Origin of the sequence: Micromonospora sp. NPDC049645 (assembly GCF_040675155.1) — a bacterium.
In the GTDB taxonomy this organism is placed as follows: domain Bacteria; phylum Actinomycetota; class Actinomycetes; order Mycobacteriales; family Micromonosporaceae; genus Micromonospora.
The window spans coordinates 394,076-409,228 of sequence record NZ_JBFAOI010000001.1 but is presented as its reverse complement, the minus strand read 5'-3'; the positions used below and the strand labels follow the sequence as shown (position 1 = coordinate 409,228).

Annotated in this window: 13 protein-coding genes and 1 pseudogene; 12 read left to right on the top strand and 2 right to left on the bottom strand. The window is 71.9% G+C overall.

Annotation, left to right across the window (positions count from 1 at the left end; genetic code table 11):
* The first annotated feature begins 34 nt into the window (after positions 1–34).
* From AB0J33_RS02000 to AB0J33_RS01950, 11 genes and pseudogenes are all read left to right on the top strand, one after another.
* On the top strand, positions 35–904 hold the full coding sequence (locus tag AB0J33_RS02000; RefSeq protein ID WP_363608873.1) for a hypothetical protein: 870 nt from the start codon (positions 35–37) through the stop codon (positions 902–904).
* Entirely contained in the window at positions 901–1,560 is a 660-nt protein-coding gene (locus tag AB0J33_RS01995; protein WP_363608871.1) for an SAF domain-containing protein, read from the top strand. Before AB0J33_RS02000 ends, AB0J33_RS01995 begins: the two co-directional genes overlap by 4 nt.
* Positions 1,561–1,562: 2 nt before the next feature.
* On the top strand, positions 1,563–2,363 hold the full coding sequence (locus AB0J33_RS01990) for a ParA family protein (protein WP_363608869.1): 801 nt from the start codon (positions 1,563–1,565) through the stop codon (positions 2,361–2,363).
* The gene (locus tag AB0J33_RS01985; RefSeq protein WP_363608867.1) at positions 2,353–3,894 is read left to right on the top strand and encodes an ATPase, T2SS/T4P/T4SS family; all 1,542 of its coding nucleotides are present in this window, start codon (positions 2,353–2,355) and stop codon (positions 3,892–3,894) included. The genes AB0J33_RS01990 and AB0J33_RS01985 overlap by 11 nt, the downstream gene beginning before the upstream one ends.
* A 4-nt stretch (positions 3,895–3,898) precedes the next feature.
* Complete coding sequence (locus AB0J33_RS01980; RefSeq protein WP_363608865.1) at positions 3,899–4,801, top strand: type II secretion system F family protein; 903 nt, start codon at positions 3,899–3,901, stop codon at positions 4,799–4,801.
* Between the two features lie 117 nt (positions 4,802–4,918).
* A complete protein-coding gene (locus AB0J33_RS01975) occupies positions 4,919–5,788 on the top strand; it encodes a type II secretion system F family protein (protein WP_363610170.1) in 870 nt (289 codons plus the stop codon).
* Between the two features lie 24 nt (positions 5,789–5,812).
* Positions 5,813–6,016 (top strand): hypothetical protein, encoded by a 204-nt coding sequence (locus AB0J33_RS01970; protein WP_363608863.1) that lies wholly within the window; start codon positions 5,813–5,815, stop codon positions 6,014–6,016.
* Positions 6,017–6,021: 5 nt separating this feature from the next.
* Entirely contained in the window at positions 6,022–6,477 is a 456-nt protein-coding gene (locus AB0J33_RS01965; RefSeq protein WP_363608861.1) for a TadE/TadG family type IV pilus assembly protein, read from the top strand.
* On the top strand, positions 6,474–6,941 hold the full coding sequence (locus AB0J33_RS01960) for a TadE/TadG family type IV pilus assembly protein (RefSeq protein ID WP_363608859.1): 468 nt from the start codon (positions 6,474–6,476) through the stop codon (positions 6,939–6,941). The genes AB0J33_RS01965 and AB0J33_RS01960 overlap by 4 nt, the downstream gene beginning before the upstream one ends.
* Entirely contained in the window at positions 6,938–7,387 is a 450-nt protein-coding gene (locus AB0J33_RS01955) for a pilus assembly protein TadG-related protein (RefSeq protein WP_363608857.1), read from the top strand. The genes AB0J33_RS01960 and AB0J33_RS01955 overlap by 4 nt, the downstream gene beginning before the upstream one ends.
* Positions 7,388–7,401: 14 nt before the next feature.
* Positions 7,402–8,355, top strand: a pseudogene (locus tag AB0J33_RS01950) (LysM domain-containing protein); the annotation flags it as partial.
* A gap of 1,203 nt (positions 8,356–9,558) precedes the next feature.
* Here the strand turns inward: AB0J33_RS01950 and AB0J33_RS01945 are convergent.
* Positions 9,559–10,413 carry a DUF2231 domain-containing protein gene (locus AB0J33_RS01945; protein ID WP_363608855.1) on the bottom strand — a complete coding sequence of 285 codons (855 nt, stop codon included), beginning with the start codon at positions 10,411–10,413 and terminating at the stop codon, positions 9,559–9,561.
* 185 nt (positions 10,414–10,598) lie between these two features.
* Between AB0J33_RS01945 and AB0J33_RS01940 the strand changes: the two genes are divergently transcribed.
* Positions 10,599–11,399 (top strand): crotonase/enoyl-CoA hydratase family protein, encoded by an 801-nt coding sequence (locus AB0J33_RS01940; RefSeq protein WP_363608854.1) that lies wholly within the window; start codon positions 10,599–10,601, stop codon positions 11,397–11,399.
* Position 11,400: 1 nt separating this feature from the next.
* Here AB0J33_RS01940 and AB0J33_RS01935 read toward each other — a convergent pair whose 3' ends face one another.
* Entirely contained in the window at positions 11,401–15,099 is a 3,699-nt protein-coding gene (locus AB0J33_RS01935; RefSeq protein WP_363608852.1) for a discoidin domain-containing protein, read from the bottom strand.
* Between the last annotated feature and the right edge of the window lie 54 nt (positions 15,100–15,153).

Sequence of the window (15,153 nt, the reverse complement as noted above, 5' to 3'; positions counted from 1 at the left end):
GGCACTCGCCGGAATCGGCCTCACGCTCCTGCTGATGGTCGGTGCGGCACTGCCGGCCGCCGCCGCCCTACGGGCCGACCCCGGAGCGGGCTGCCCGCCCGACCAGCCCGACTGCAGCGTCTGGGACGACGAACCCGGCAACCCGGGTGACCCCGGCGGCGGCGGGGACAACGGTGGCGGCGGGGACGACGACGGCGGTGGTGGCGGAGGCGGCGTCTGCCAGTGGAACGGGCGGACCATCCCCTGCTACGACGAGGACCTGGGCTGGTTCAACAGCGGCGACGGCTGCTACTACAAGCTGACCGAGGGGCCGACCGAGCCTCCCGAGGGTCAGCAGTGGTATCTGCAGACGTGCAACGGCGGCGACCTGGGCGTCCAGGACACGGTGCTGCTCGCGGATCCGCCGGCCGGCTTCGGCGCCCCACCCAACCCGGAGGAGCTGGCCCGCCGCGCCCTGGCGTCGATCAGCCTGCTGCCGGCGCCGCTGGGCGTCGCACCCCGCAAGCGCGTCGGCCCCGGCCTGGTCGGCCTGCCCGTCTGGATGTGGTCCGAGCAGAACACCAACTACTTCGGCCCGATCCACGCCGACGAGACCGACCGGGACGTGACCGTCGAGATAACGGCGGCGGTGGACGAGATCGTCTGGGACATGGGCAACGGGGACACGGTCACCTGTGACGACGCCGGCACCGAATACAAGCCGAAGGGCGAGCGCGCGGGTGGCACCTCCCCGGACTGCGGCTACGACAGGGGCTACCAGAAGGCCGGTACGTACCGCGTCACCGCGACCACCTACTGGACGGTTACCTGGCACGGCGGTGGTCAGAGCGGAGTGATCCGGGTGACCCGCCGCAGCGGCATCGTGCCGATCCAGATCAACGAACTCCAGGTGGTGACCAGATGAGCATCGCTACGCGCAACGGGACCGGGTCGGTCGACGCGCCGATCAACCCGCCCAAGGTGGTCCGGCAGCGCCGGGTCCGCCCGGGTCTGCTCGGTCTCGCCGTCCTGCTGATCGCCCTGGGCGGGCTCGGCGCGGCGTTCGCGGTCACCTCGGTTAGGGCCACCGGCAGTTATCTCGCGGTGGCCCGACCGGTGGAGGTGGGCCGGGAGATCAGCGCCGCCGATCTGATCACCGTGCAGGTCGCCGGCGGCCAGGGGTTGCGCCCGGTGCCCGCCGGACGCCTCGACGAGGTGGTCGGCAAACGGGCCGCGGTCGCGCTGGTCCCGGGCACGCTGCTCACCCTGGGCCAGGTCACCGACGACCCGCTGCTCGGCCCCGGCCAGCAGCAGATCGCGCTCGGCCTGAAGACCGCCCAGGTGCCGGCCCGCGAACTGCACCCCGGTGACAAGGTTCTGCTGGTCAGCACTCCGGACGACAACGCCGACGGAGGCGCTGCCGCCGCCGGCACCCGGTTCTCGGCCACCGTCATCGACACAGTCAGCCCGGCCAACGACAGCAAGGTCCTCTACCTGGCACTGCTCACCCGCGACGTGCCCGCGGTGGTGGCGCTCGCCGCGCAGGAACGGCTCGCCGTCGTGCTGACCGAGGCGGCCTGAGCATGGCGATCATCGCGCTGGTGTCCGCGAAGGGTTCGCCCGGCGTCACGACCTCGGCGCTGGCCTGCGCGCTGGCCTGGCACCGCCGGCTGGTGGTCGCCGAGTGTGACCCGGCCGGCGGCTCGATCCTCGCCGGGTACCTCGGCGGCCAGCTGGACGGCCCGCGCGGGATCGGGGAGCTGGCCGTCGGCGAGTTGCGCGACGGCAACCTGGAGACCGCGTTCTGGTCGCAGCTGGTCGACCTGGACGCGCCCCGCCGGGAACGGCTGCTGCTGCCCGGGCTCGTCGACCCCACCCAGAGCGGCAGCGTCACCCCGCTCTGGCAGCGCTTCGCCGACTACTTCGACGCGCTCGACCGCGGCACCCCCGGCTACGACGTACTCGTCGACTGTGGCCGGCTGCACGTGACCGGGCCGCCCTGGCCGGTGCTGCGGGCCGCGTCGGTGGTGCTGCTGGTGACCCGGGCGCACCTGCCGGACCTCTCCGGCACCCGCGCGGTGGTCACCGCGATCGAACGGGACTTCGCCGAGCACCGGGTGCCGCCGGGCACCCTGCGGTTGTTGCTGGTCGGTGACGGGCACGGGCGGACCGAGATCAGTCGCGCGCTGAAGCTGCCGGTCATCGCGCGGATGCCGCACGATCCGCGTACCGCCGGGGTGCTCGCCCTGGGCGGGACCGTGCGGGCCGGACGGCCGCTGATGCGCGCGGCGGCCGCGCTTGAGGTGCCGATCGGGGCGCTCCTGGAGCGGCGGCGGGCCCGGTTGGCGTGGCCGGTGCAGCAGGGGGTGCCGGATGCGGTTTGAGCCGGTCTCCACCGATCCTCGGCAACAACCACCGGGCGTGACCTCCACCGCGCCACCACTGGCCGCGCCCAACGGCCGGCACCAGCAGTCCGTGCCGATGTCGCCGCCGATGCCCGCGGTCGGGCCGCCGCCGGAGTCGCCGCCCCGGCCCCGGATGGACTTCCAGGTGGTCCGGGAGCTGCGCCGGGAACTCACCGAACGCCTCACCCTGTGGCAGCGCGGCCGGGAGTTCACCGTCGACGAGGAGGACACCGAGCGGGCCCGACTCGCCGTCACGGTGGTCGCCGCATACGCGGACTCCGTGCGGCGGGCCGGCACACCGATGGCCGCCGGCGACGAACGTCTGCTGCTCGACCAGGTGACCGCCGAGTTGGTCGGGCTCGGCCGGCTCCAGACCCTGCTGGTCGACGACACCATCGAGGAGGTGCACATCCTCGGCTGCGACCAGGTGCGCATCACCCGGCACGGCGGCGGGGTGGACTGGGCGGAGCCGATCGCCGACAGCGACGCCGAGCTGGTGGAGATCCTCCAGGCGGCGGCCCGACGGGCGGGCGCGACCGAACGGTCCCTGTCCACCGTGAAGCCCACCCTCGACCTGCAACTGCCCGACGGCAGCCGGCTGGCGGCGGTGTTCCTGGTCAGCCACCGCCCGTACGCGGTGATCCGCAAGCACAACACCCTGGACGTGAGCCTCGACGATCTCGCGGGGGCCCGGGGTGACCTGGACGAGATGATCGATCCGCTGCTGCGCGACTTTCTCCGCGCGGCGATGCGCGCCGGTCTGAACATCATGGTCGCCGGGTTGGCGGGTGCCGGGAAGACCACCGTCATCCGGGCGCTGATGAACGAGATCCCGCCCGACGAGCCGTACGTGCTGCTGGAGGAGAGTCGCGAGCTGCTCCCCGCCCGCCGCCGGGAGCGGCACCGGGCGGTGATGAGCTTCGAGGCCCGGGAGGGGCACGGCGAGCGCGGCTTCGACGGCCGTCCCGCCGGTGAGGTGACCATCGCCGACCTGATTCCGCTGTCGCTGCGGATGGGAGTCCTGCGGATCATCGTGGGCGAGGTGCGGTCCCGGGAGATCGTGCCGATGCTCCAGGCGATGACCACCAGCCGGGGGTCGATGTGCACCATCCACGCCCGTACCGCCGCCGGTGTGGGCGAACGGATCGTCGAGTTGGCGTTGGCGCACGGCCGCGAGATGACCGTCGACCAGGCCCGCCGGATGGCCGGCAACGCCCTCGACCTGATCGTCTACGTCACCATCGAGGACGAGACCGCTATCGGCGGGCGGAAACACCGGTTCGTCTCGCACGTGGAGGAGGTGATCGGGGCCGGTGAAGCCGGTCGGATCACCACCACCACGGTCTTCGGGCCCGGCCCGGATGGTCGTGCGGTCCCCCGGCACCTGCCGGAGCGGGTCCGCGACCAACTGCTCCGGGTGGGGTACGACGCGCGGTTGCTGACCCGGTGGGTCGAGGCCGGCGCCGGTGCCTGGCGGCGGCCTCGGCAGACCCGACTGGCCCGGCGGTGACCTGATGCTCGGCAGCCTGGAGTTGATCGCGGTGGTCTCCGGGGCCGCCTGTGTGGCCGGGCTGTTGCTGGCCGTGGTCGCGCTGGTGGGCACCCGTCGACCCCCCGGGCCACGCCCGGGCGGCGGGCCGGGTGCCGCCCGGCTGTGGCGCGGGCCCGGCAGCACCCCGGCCGAGCAGCGGGCCTACCAGGCGCTGCTGCTGGCCGCGCTGGTCGCCGGCGCGTTGGCGTTCCTGCTGACCGGGCTGCCGGTGGTCGGCCTGCTGGTGGCGGTGGCGGTGCCGGGCACCCCGTGGCTGTTCGGGGTGGGCAAGGCCGAGCAGCGGGCGATCGCCCGGATCGAGGCGGTCGGTGAGTGGACCCGCCGACTCAAGGACGTCTCCGGCACCGGGCAGGGCCTCCAACAGGCAATCATCGGCACCATCGGCAGCGTGCCACCCGGCATCGAGGACGAGGTACGGCTGCTCGCCGCCCGTCTACAGGCCGGCTGGATGGCCCGCTCCGCGCTGCTGGCGTTCGCCGACGAGATCGCCGACCCGGTCTGCGACCAGGTGGTCGCGGCGTTGATCCTGCACCTCTCCGACCGGGGCGAACGCCTCGGTGACGTGCTCGGCTCGATCGCCGGCGCGGCATCCGCCGAGGTGGCCACCCGTCGGGAGATCGAGGCCAAACGCACCCAGCCGCGGTTCGCGGTCCGCTTCCTCACCGGAATGACCCTGGCGACCCTCGGCTACGGCTTGATCAACACCGAGTACATCAAGCCGTACGGCACCCCGATCGGTCAGGTGGTGATGGCCGCTCTCGGCGCCGCCTTCATCGGCCTGCTGGCCTGGGTGCGGTCGATGAGTCAGCCGCAGCGGCCGGCCCGGTTCCTGCCGGCGCCGAACCCCAACGAGGTGGTCGCGTGAGCGCGAGGAGTGCAGCGCAGCGGAGCCCCGCAGTCGCGAACAAGAGGTGGCTCCCGTGAGCGCGAGGAGTGCAGCGCAGCGGAGCCCCGCAGTCGCGAACGAAAGGTGGCTCCCGTGATCGTGAACTGGCAGTTGGCCATCGCGGTGTGCGGCGGGGCCACCGTTGGGTTGGGCGTGTTCCTGGTGGTCCGGGAGGTGGTGCCGGCGACTCCGGCGCTGGGGCCGGCACTGCGCCGACTGCATCAGCCACCCGGCACCGGCCGCCTCGCCGCGCCCGCGTCCCGGCGGCTCGACTGGCTGACCGGGATGTCCCGCTGGTTGCGGCCTCCGCAGATGCAGCTTGCCCTGATCGATCAAACCTCCGAGCAGTACGCGCTGTCGGTGCTGCTCTCCGCGCTGATCGGATTGGCCACACCGACCCTGCTCGGGGCGATGCTGTGGTTGCTCGGCGTTTCGTTTCCGCTGGTCGTGCCGGTGCTGGGCAGTCTCGGCCTGGCGCTGTTGGGCGGCCTGTTGGCGCACCGTGCCGTGTTGACCAAGGCCGACGCGGCTCGGGACGAGTTCCGCCAGGCGGTCTGCACCTACCTCGATCTGGTGGCGTTGCAGCTCTCCGCGGCGCACGGGCCGGTGCAGTCGCTGGAGCGGGCGGCGGCGGTCTGCGACGGCTGGGTGTTCGACCGGCTTCAGGAGTCGCTGCGGATCGCCCAGATGCAGATGCACGCGCCCTGGGACGAGTTGCGCGACCTCGCCGACAAGATCGGAATTCCGGAGCTGGGCGACGTGGGCGCGATCATGCGCTCGTCTGGCAGTGAGGGCGCGCAGGTGCACGAGACGTTGCGCAGCCGCGCCGACTCGTTGCGCGACCAGATCCGCACCGACAACCTCGCCCGCGCCGAGGCAGTGACCAGCAAACTCGACATCCCGGGCGCACTGCTCGTCTTCGTCCTGCTCGGCTTCGTCCTCTATCCGTTCATCGCCCGTGTCTGACCCCGCCCTCTGAAGGAGAACGCCATGTCCATTCTCAGCTACCTGCACGTCGCGCTGACGACGCGCCTGGCCGAGCTGCGCCGAGACGGTGAGCGCGGCGACAGCCCGGTGCCCACTGCGGTGATCATCGCTGGTCTGGTCGCCGTCGCCATGGCGGTCACCGCGTTGGCCTTGGCCAAGGCCAACAACTGGATGAATGGCATCCCGGACCACACCAACCCGAAGTAGCCGGAATGCGTCGAGCCGGGTGCCCGAGGTGGAGCCGAGCGGTCACCGCCGCCCGGCGCCGCCTCGCGGCCGGCGACCGGGAACGGGAGCGGGAACGGGGGGCCAACCCGGTGGAGCTCGCCGTGATGATGCCGCTGATCCTGCTGCTGCTCTTCGCTTCGATCCAGGTCGCGGCCGTCTTCCTCGCCCGCTCCACCGCGTTGAACGCCGCGCAGAGCGGCGTCAGCGCGCAGCGGACCTACCAGGCGGGGGCCGGTGCCGGCGTGGACAGTTCAACCCGTTTCCTCAGGGCCGCCGGCGGTTGGCTGGTGGGCTGGGACAGCTCCGGACCGACCTGCGTGACCACCCCGACCGAGGTGACCTGCACGGTGAGCGGCCGGTCCCTGTCGGTGGTGCCGGGCGTGGACTTCGCGGTACGGCAGACCGCCCACGGCACGGTGGAGAGGGTGACCCCGCCATGACCCGTACCGCCGAGCGGGGCTCGGTCTCCATCGAGGTGGCGGTGCTCGCGCCCGCGTTCATCGCGCTGATGGTGCTAGCCGGAGTGGTCGGCCGCAGCGCGGTCGCGGCGGAGGCGCTCGACGCGGCGGCGCACGACGCCGCCCGGGCGGCGTCGATATCCCGGGATTCCGGCACCGCCCGGAAGGCGGCGCTGGAGGCCGCCCAGAAGCAGCTTGACTGGCACGGTCTGGCCTGCGCCAACGACCTGAAGCCGACCTTCACCGGCAAGGTGGGCGGCAAGGATTCCAACTTCGACGACGTCTTCAGCAGCACGGTGGGCACCGACGCCACGGTTACTGTGACGATCAGCTGCGTGGTGTCCTTCCAGGACATCACGCTCAGCATCCTGCCCACCATGGTCAGCCAGAAACTGATCAGCGCGAGCTTCACCTCTCCCCTGGACCGTTACCGGGGCCGGCAGTGACGGCCGCCACGTCGGCGGACAGGTCCGCGCCGGCAGGTGAGTTCGGCCGGGTGAGCATCTTCCTCGCGGTGACGATGGTCGGGGTTCTAGCCATCATCGGCCTCTCCTTCGACGGCGCCGGGCAGCTCCGCACCCTGCAACGCGCCCAGAACCTGGCCGCGGAGGCGGCCCGGGCCGGCGGTCAGGCCATCGACCGGGCCACCGCCATCGAGGGCGGGCCGAAGCGGATCGACCAGGCGGAGGCGCGCAAGGCGGTCGGCGACTACCTGGCCGCCGTGGACACCGCCGGCCACACAGTGAACTTCCCTGAGGTCGACGGGGAAACGCTGATCCGGGTGACCGTCTCCATCACCTACCAGCGGTCGATGATCGGGCCGTTTGTCCAGAACAAAGCCGTCACCGTCACCGGCGAGGCGACCGCGCGTGCCATCACCGCAACACCATAGGAAGGAAGGCAGCCATGCCCGTATCGGGTGGGTCCGTCGTACGGCGGACCGGACGGATCCTCACCGGCATCGGCGCGCTGGCTGTGCTCCTGGTGCTGCTGTTCGGCGCGCCGATCGCGCTGCTCGCCTTCGCCGGCAACCCGCTGCCGGATCACCTACCCACGATCAGCGAGGTGGGCACCGCGCTGACCAGCCGGGACGACGGTCAACTCTTCCTACGCGCGTTGGCCGTGGCTGGTTGGTTCGGCTGGGCCACGTTCGCCTTCTCCGTCCTCGTCGAGTTGGGGGCACAGACCCTGCGCCGGCCGGCACCGAAGCTGCCGGGGATGGGTCGCCAGCAGAAGGCCGCCGCCGCGCTGGTCGGCTCGGTGGCGCTGATCCTGGTGGCCAGCCCGGCCGCCGCCAGCGCGGCGGCGGTCTACGGCACCCCCGTGTACGCGAGTCCGGCCGCACCGACGGTCGCACCGGCGGTCGCCACCGTGGCCGCGCCCGGCGGCTCCGCCGCGCACGACGAGGCCGCGCCGGTGTACCGGGTGGCGCGGGGCGACTACCTCGGGGAGGTGGCCGAGCGTTACCTGGACGAATTCGGCGACTACCGACAGCTCGCCAAGCTGAACAAGCTCGACGACCCGGATCGGATCCGCCCCGGTCAGCTGCTCCGACTCCCCACCGAGGCCGCCGACCAGGGGGCGCGGCACCATGCCAGCGGCCGACTGGTCGACCGGCCGGCAGCGCCGAAGCCACCCCGGCCGGCGCCCGAGCGGGCCGCACCGCCGCAGGAAACCCCGGCACCACCCAGCGGTACGGAGTCAGCGGGCCAACCACCCGCGATGACGGTCGGCGCAGCTCGGGCCGGCGAGGCCGACCGGGTGAACCGACCACTGGCGGTCTCCGCCGTACTGGCTGTGGCGAGCATTGTCGGCGCCCAGATCGGCGCGGTTCTCGGGCTGCGCCGCCGCCCGGCGACCGCAGGGGCGGCCCCCCGGTTGGCCGCGTCCTCCCGCAGGCGTCGAGGCGGCGCGGGCCGGAGCAGCAGCGCGGGCCGAACCAACGGCGGCGCGGGCCGAACCAGCGGCACGGGCCGGAGCAGCGGCGGGGTGGGCCGGAGCAGCGCTGGCACGGGCCAACCCGGCGGCGGCGCGGGCCGGAGCAGCGGTGGGGTGGCCGGAAGCGGTGCCGCCTGGGCCGCGAGCCGGGCGGCGGCGGCCATCGAAGCCCCCGCGGCACCGAGTGGCGGCGGTGTTCCGTCCGCCGGCAGGGTTCCGTCCACCGGCAGCGGGATCGCCGCCGACAGCGGGATCGCCGCCGGCAATGGCATGGCTCCCGCCGGCAGCGGCATGGCTCCCCCCGGTAGCACGGCTTTCCCCGGCAGCGGGATGGCGATTTCCGGCGGCACGACACCCCCCGGCGGCGCAATGGCGACCGCCGGCGCGGCGGGTTGGAGCGGTGACGACTGGGCCGGCGACGACGAAGGTGGGCTCTTCGACGGCGGACATGGCCTGGACTCGGTGCCGGACGGACCGCCGGTCGGCCGGCACCGACGCAGCTGATCCGAGCGCCGCGAACAGTCGCTACGGGACCCCCCCGGGTGGCCTCGCCGAGCGGGCGCAGCCGCGACGCGCAGGTCTGGAGCAAGGTGCTCGCCGGCTCCGCAGCGCAGCATGCCAACTCGACCGGCGGTGACCTGGTCGGGTGCCGGGGCGGGTTGGGCGTTGGCGTGCGGGGGTGCGGCGGCGGTGCGGCACCAAAGCTGGACGCGCGCGCACGTCGGTCGAAGGCGTATCCCACGGCCCGCGACGCCGGGGGTCGGGGGGTCGGGGGGTCGGGGGGTCGGGGGGTCGGCCCGAGGATGACCGGAGTGCCGGGTCACTGTGCCCAAAGAGCGTTATGCCTGTGGGTCATAGTTATGACTCACAGGCATAAGCGTCGTGAGCATCATCAGCTCCGCGGGCGGCCAGCCGCTGCACCTTGACCGGCGAGGCGCTGCGGAGCATCGGCGCGCGACCCACCGCGACGCCGCCGCACCGGAGCGCTCAAGGCCGCCAGGCCGGAAAGGGTTCAAGGCCAGGCCGGGAAAGGGTCAAGGCCAGGCCGGGGGCTCAGGGCAGCCGGGCGGCTCAGGCCAGCCGGGGAAACTCAGGCCAGCCGGGGAGGCTCAGGCCAGCCGGGGCTCAGGGCAGGCGGGTCTGGAGCACACCGTTCTGGATCCGGGTGGGCAGGACCTGTTGGTCGTTGCCGGACGGCCCCTGCACGACCTCGCCGCCGTTGAGCCGGAACGCGCTGCCGTGCCACGGGCAGACCACGCAGGCGTGGCCGTCGATCTCCTGCACCTCACCCTGGCCGAGCGGCCCGCTCTGGTGCGGGCAGCGCTCCAACATCACGGTCACCTCGTCACCGTGGCGGTAGAGGATCACCGAGATGTCGTCGTCCACCTCTCGGGTGATCAGGGTGCGTTGCGGCAGCGTCGCCATGTCGGCCAGCGAGTGCCAGCCGTCGGTCATCCGGCGCAACTCGGAGATGCTCTGGTTGACCTGCGCCCCCTGCTTGTACGCCAGGTGCCCCCCGATGTACGCCCCGAGGCTCACGGTGGAGAGCCCGAGGAAGCCGAGCGCGCGACCGACACCGTGGCGGCCGGACATTCGCGCGGCCAGCGAGCCGGCGTAGAGCGCCACGCCGACGGTGTTGGCGGCGGCGTGCACCAGGCCGACCCGCCGCTGGTCCCGGGCGAGTGCCGCCCAGTCGTTCAGGCCGGCGACCGCGGCCGGCAGCGCGCTGAGGGTGCCCACGCCGACCAACACGGTGGCGGGCCGGCGTTGCCCGGGCATGAGGTCCAGCACCGCGGCGCTGATCCACGCGCCGACCGGCACCTGCACCATCGCCGGGTGCAGCGGATGCCCGATGGTCACCCCGTGCAGCAGGTCGCGCAGCCGTCGCGGACGCAGCGTGCCGAGGACCACCCGCTGCAACCGGTCGCCCGCGCGGTCCAGTCGGGAGTCCTGCTCAACTTTCGTCAGAAGTGCTCGCACGAGTACCGACTTCCCGGCGATCGGCGTCGCAAACCGGTCGGTGGCGACAAATCTGACGCCCGGTCCCACTCCGCCGACCGTGCCGCTCCTGCTCCGGGAATCCGGGCGCCAGCCGTGAAGGGGCAGCACAACGCGCAAGATCGACGGGGATTGTCGGGGTGGAGTGGGGCGGGCATGCTGGCGGGATGGGTGTGCGGGTGGAACGGGTCGGGGCGGTGACCACCGTCGTGCTGGATCGGCCGGCGGCTCGCAACGCCGTCGACGGGCCGACGGCGCGGGCACTGGCGGACGCGTTTCGGGCCTTCGACGCCGATCCGGACGCTTCGGTGGCCGTGCTCTGGGGCGCCGGGGGCACGTTCTGCGCCGGTGCCGACCTCAAGGCGATCGGCACGCCGAGCGGTAACCGGGTCGAGCCCGAGGGAGACGGCCCGATGGGTCCGACCCGGATGACGCTCAGCAAACCGGTGATCGCGGCGATCTCCGGGTACGCGGTGGCGGGCGGGCTCGAACTGGCGCTCTGGTGTGACCTGCGGGTCGCCGAGTCCGACGCGACACTCGGAGTGTTCTGCCGTCGCTGGGGCGTGCCACTGATCGACGGCGGCACCGTCCGGCTGCCCCGGTTGATCGGTGAGAGCCGGGCGGTGGATCTGATCCTCACCGGCCGCCCGGTGCCGGCCGACGAGGCGTACGCGATGGGGTTGGTCAATCGGTTGGTGCCACCCGGCCAGGCGCGGGCGGCGGCCGAGGAGTTGGCGGCGGCGCTGGCCCGGCATCCGCAGACCTGCCTGCGCAACGACCGGGCGGCGCTGCTGGCCGGCGCGGGGCGTGACGAGGCGGAGGCGCTGGCCACCGAGCTGGCGTACGGGATGAACTCGCTGGCCACCGACGCGGCGGCCGGCGCGGCCCGGTTCGTCGCGGGCGAGGGCCGACACGGCGCGACGCCGCCGGGAGGGTGGGACCTCCCGACGGCGTCGGCTACCGGGTGAATCAGTTGCGGTTGATGGTGAAGGTTGTCGTGACGTTGCGGATGTCCTGGTAGTTGTTGGTCAGCCGCAGGTTGTTGAAGGTGACCGAGCCGACCGCCGGGCCCTGACCGGGTTCCGGCATCTCGTTGGCCCAGATCGCGAAGCCGGACTTCGCGTCGTACGCGTCACCGCTCTTCCGGACGCCGCTGATCGAGACGTTGGTGAAGACGGTGTCGGTGATCGGGTTCTCCGGCTGCGACCCGGTGTACTTGGTCTGGAACATGATTCCGGTGTACGTCGGATCGACGATGTCCACGTCGGACACCCGGATGCCGCGGAACTCCTTCGAGGCGGAGAAGACCCAGATCGCGGGGAATGTCTGGGAGCCCCAGAAATGCCCACCCGCTCGGATCAGCGAGATGTTCTGGAACTGGGTCGGTGGGCTGGCTCCGAACCCGATGAACGGATAACCGAAGTCCAGCGAGCTGATGGTGATCCCGGAGTACGTCAACATGTCCGCGATGTACAGGTTGCGGAAGATGTTGTTGTAGCCGCCGTAGACCGCCAGCCCGGCCGCCCGCCAGGTCAGCGTGGCCGTGAGGTTCTCGAACACGTTGCCGTTGTTGCCGGTCGACGCACCCTGGTCGGTCGCCGAGAAGAGGGCGAACGCGTCATCGCCGTTCGACCGCCCCTCGGTGTTGGTGACCAGGTTGTTGGTGCTGCCGTTGGTCAGGTTCACACCGTCGGCGAAGGTGTTCCGGAAGCGGCTGTTCTTGATGGTCAACCCGCTGACGCTCACTCCCCAGTACGCGCAGACGGTGTGCTCGACCCAGACGCTGTCCAGGGTCATGTTGTCGACGTCCTTCAACTCACCCCAGACCTTGCCCGGCCCGTCGATCCGGTTGGTGTAGTTGCCGAAGAAGGCCAGATGCGAGAAGGACGACCCGCTGGCCGAGGACTCCACCCGGAAGCCCGCGTCGGTGTTCTGCTGACCGGTCGGCGTCTGGAAGCGGGTGTACCACATGCCCGCGCCGACCACGGTGATCGGCTTTCCGTACACCTGGAACTTCTGCGCGGTCTCGTAGGTGCCGGCCGGCAGGTAGACGCCGATCAGGTTGCCGGTGGTGTCCATCCGGACCGCGTCCAGCGCGTTCTGGACGTCCTGGTGACTGAAACCGGAGGGCACCCGGTAGCGGGACGGGTCCGGGTTGGCCCGCGGTGCGACCAGCTCCAGGTTGATGAAGTCGATCGCGTACGTGGTGGTGTTGGCCGGGTCCTTCTGCAAACGGATCTTGCTGCCGGCCGGGATGGTCGAGTTCAGCATGACGTTCGCCTCGTCGTACAGGTGGCGAGGCGGGCCGGCGCTGGGCGAGTCACTCGGGCTGGCCTCCGCGCCGTACAACCAGATGTGCTTGGAGGTCAGGTTGATCGGCTTGTGCAGGGTGCCGTTGACGTAGATGTTCAACGTCGAGTCGATGCCCCCACCGCCCGCCGAGTCGGGGATGGAGAAGCGGGTGACCAGGGTGTTGGTCGCCGCCCGGGTGGTCCACTCGACGTACGAGCCGGTGCTGTTCAGGGTCACCGCCCGACGTCCGGACGCCTCGCCGCCAAGGTTGCCGATGTCCCGGTTGGGTCCGACCTGCCCGGCGCCGCCGCCGGTCGTGCCGTCCTCGGCCTCGTACATGTCGTACCCGAGGTTGGCGCCGCGCCCGACGAAGAGCGGACGGTCGGTGGTGTTGTTGGTCTGCTTGACCGGCAGCTCGTTGCCGTCCACGGCGAGCACCACCCGGACGGTGTACTTGCCGTTCGCGGCGGTCCAGGTGCCCAGGTTGATCGGGCCGACCGTCGCGCCGGCGTTGATCACGCCGGAGTACGAGCCGGTCAGGGTACGAACCACGGTGCCGGAGTCGTTGAGCACGGTCAGGGTGATGCCGTGCGCGCCGGACGCGGACGCCTGGTTGCCGGCGTTGCGGATGGACACCGAGAAGGTGACGGTGCTACCGGGCGGCGGGTTGCCCGGCGACCAGTCGACCGCGGAGGCGACCAGGTCGGAGCTGGCGACCGCGCCGACCACCAGCGGGTTGGGGTTGGTGTAGCTGTTGTTGGTGTCGTCCTGCTCGACGACGGTGTTCGACTCGTCGACCTTCGCGCTGAGCGGGTAGCTGCCCGAGTCCCGGGTGCCGATGCTGGCGCTGACCGTGGTCGAGGCGCCGGCCGCGAGGCCACCGACCGAGGCGGTGCCGACCCGGGTGGAGCCCAGGTAGAAGTTGACGTTGGTGGCACCGGAGGCCGCCGAACCCGCGTTACGCACGGTCGCGGAGAGGGTGATGGTGCTGGTCTCCACGGGCGCGGACGGGCTGAACGACATGCCGGTGACGGTCAGGTCCGGGTTCGGCGCCGGGGTGCCGAAGACCTGGAACTCGGCCACCTGCCCGGCCGGGGCGCCGGTGTTCGAGGCGATCGAGAGGCGTACGTCGGCCGCCGCACCGGAGACCGGGATGGTCACCGTGTTGCCGCTGCCCGGGTTGAAGGTGTAGTTCGCCGCGCCGACCAGGGTGGTGAAGCTCGACGAGCCCTGGTCCCGACCGAGCACGGTGATGTTCTGGGTACGCGTGCCCCACGACGAGTCCGGGTTGAGCTTCACGACGACCTGGCTGAGGGTGGCGTTCGCGCCGAGCTGCACGGTCAGCGTGCTCGGGTTGCCGTTGCCCTCCCAGTAGGTGGCCACGTTGTTGTCGTTGGCGTTGGTGGCCACGAACGTGTGCACGAACCCGGAGGCGGTGATCGGCTTACCGATCGCCAGGTTGCTTCCGGTGGGCGGGTTGCCGGTGCCGGTCCGGGTCACGGTGTTGCTGTTCGCCGACTGGTTGCCGGCCGCGTCCTTGGCCCGGACGTAGTACGAGACCGTGGCGCTGTCCGCCTGGCTGTCGGTGTAGGTGAGCGTCGAGCCGTTGACGCTGCCGCGCAGCGCGCCGTTGGCGTACACGTCGTAGCCGGTCACCCCGACGTTGTCGGTGGACGCCGACCAGGCGAGCCGGATCTGCCCGCTGGCCGGCTGGGTGTAGGCCAGGTTGCCGGGCACGCTGGGCGCCTGGGTGTCGGTGCTGCCGGTGGCGCCGTACACCTCGACCTCGGAGAACTGCGCCGCCGGCCAGCCGGTGTTGCCGGTGACCTGCACCCGTACGTAGCGGGTGCTGGCGGCGGTGAAGCTGACGGTCGCGGTGTTGCCGCTGCTCGGGTTGAAGGTGTAGCCGGCGGACGCCTTCAGCGTGCTGAAGGACGAGCCGTTGGTCGAGCCGAGCACCGACAGTGTCTGCGTACGGGTCTGCCAGTCCGACGACGGCGGCAGTTTCAGCACCACCCGGTCCACGTTGACCGTGGCTCCCAGATCGGCCTGGATCCACTGCGGGAACGCGTTGTTGCTGCTCTCCCAGTAGGTCGACGCGTTGCCGTCGTTGGCGTTGGCCGCCACGTAGTTCTGGTTGTAGCTGCTGGCGGTCATGGTGGCGGAGAGTCCGGCGAGCATGGCCACCCGGGCGGCGGCCGCGACCGGGTCGACCGCCGGTGCCGCGTTCGCCACGGGGGTGACGACCGGGGCGGTGGCGAGGAGCATCCCGGCGAGCGCGCCGGCGAGCATCCGGCGGCGCGGGCGGGCGGTGCGGGGGACGGTGCTGGGCGCGCCGGTTGGCGGCGTGCCTCGTCTGGTGCCGGTCCTGGACATGGGGTCGCTACACCTCTTTCGGGGGTGGGTGTGGGTGCGTTGCCCGGCGACGGG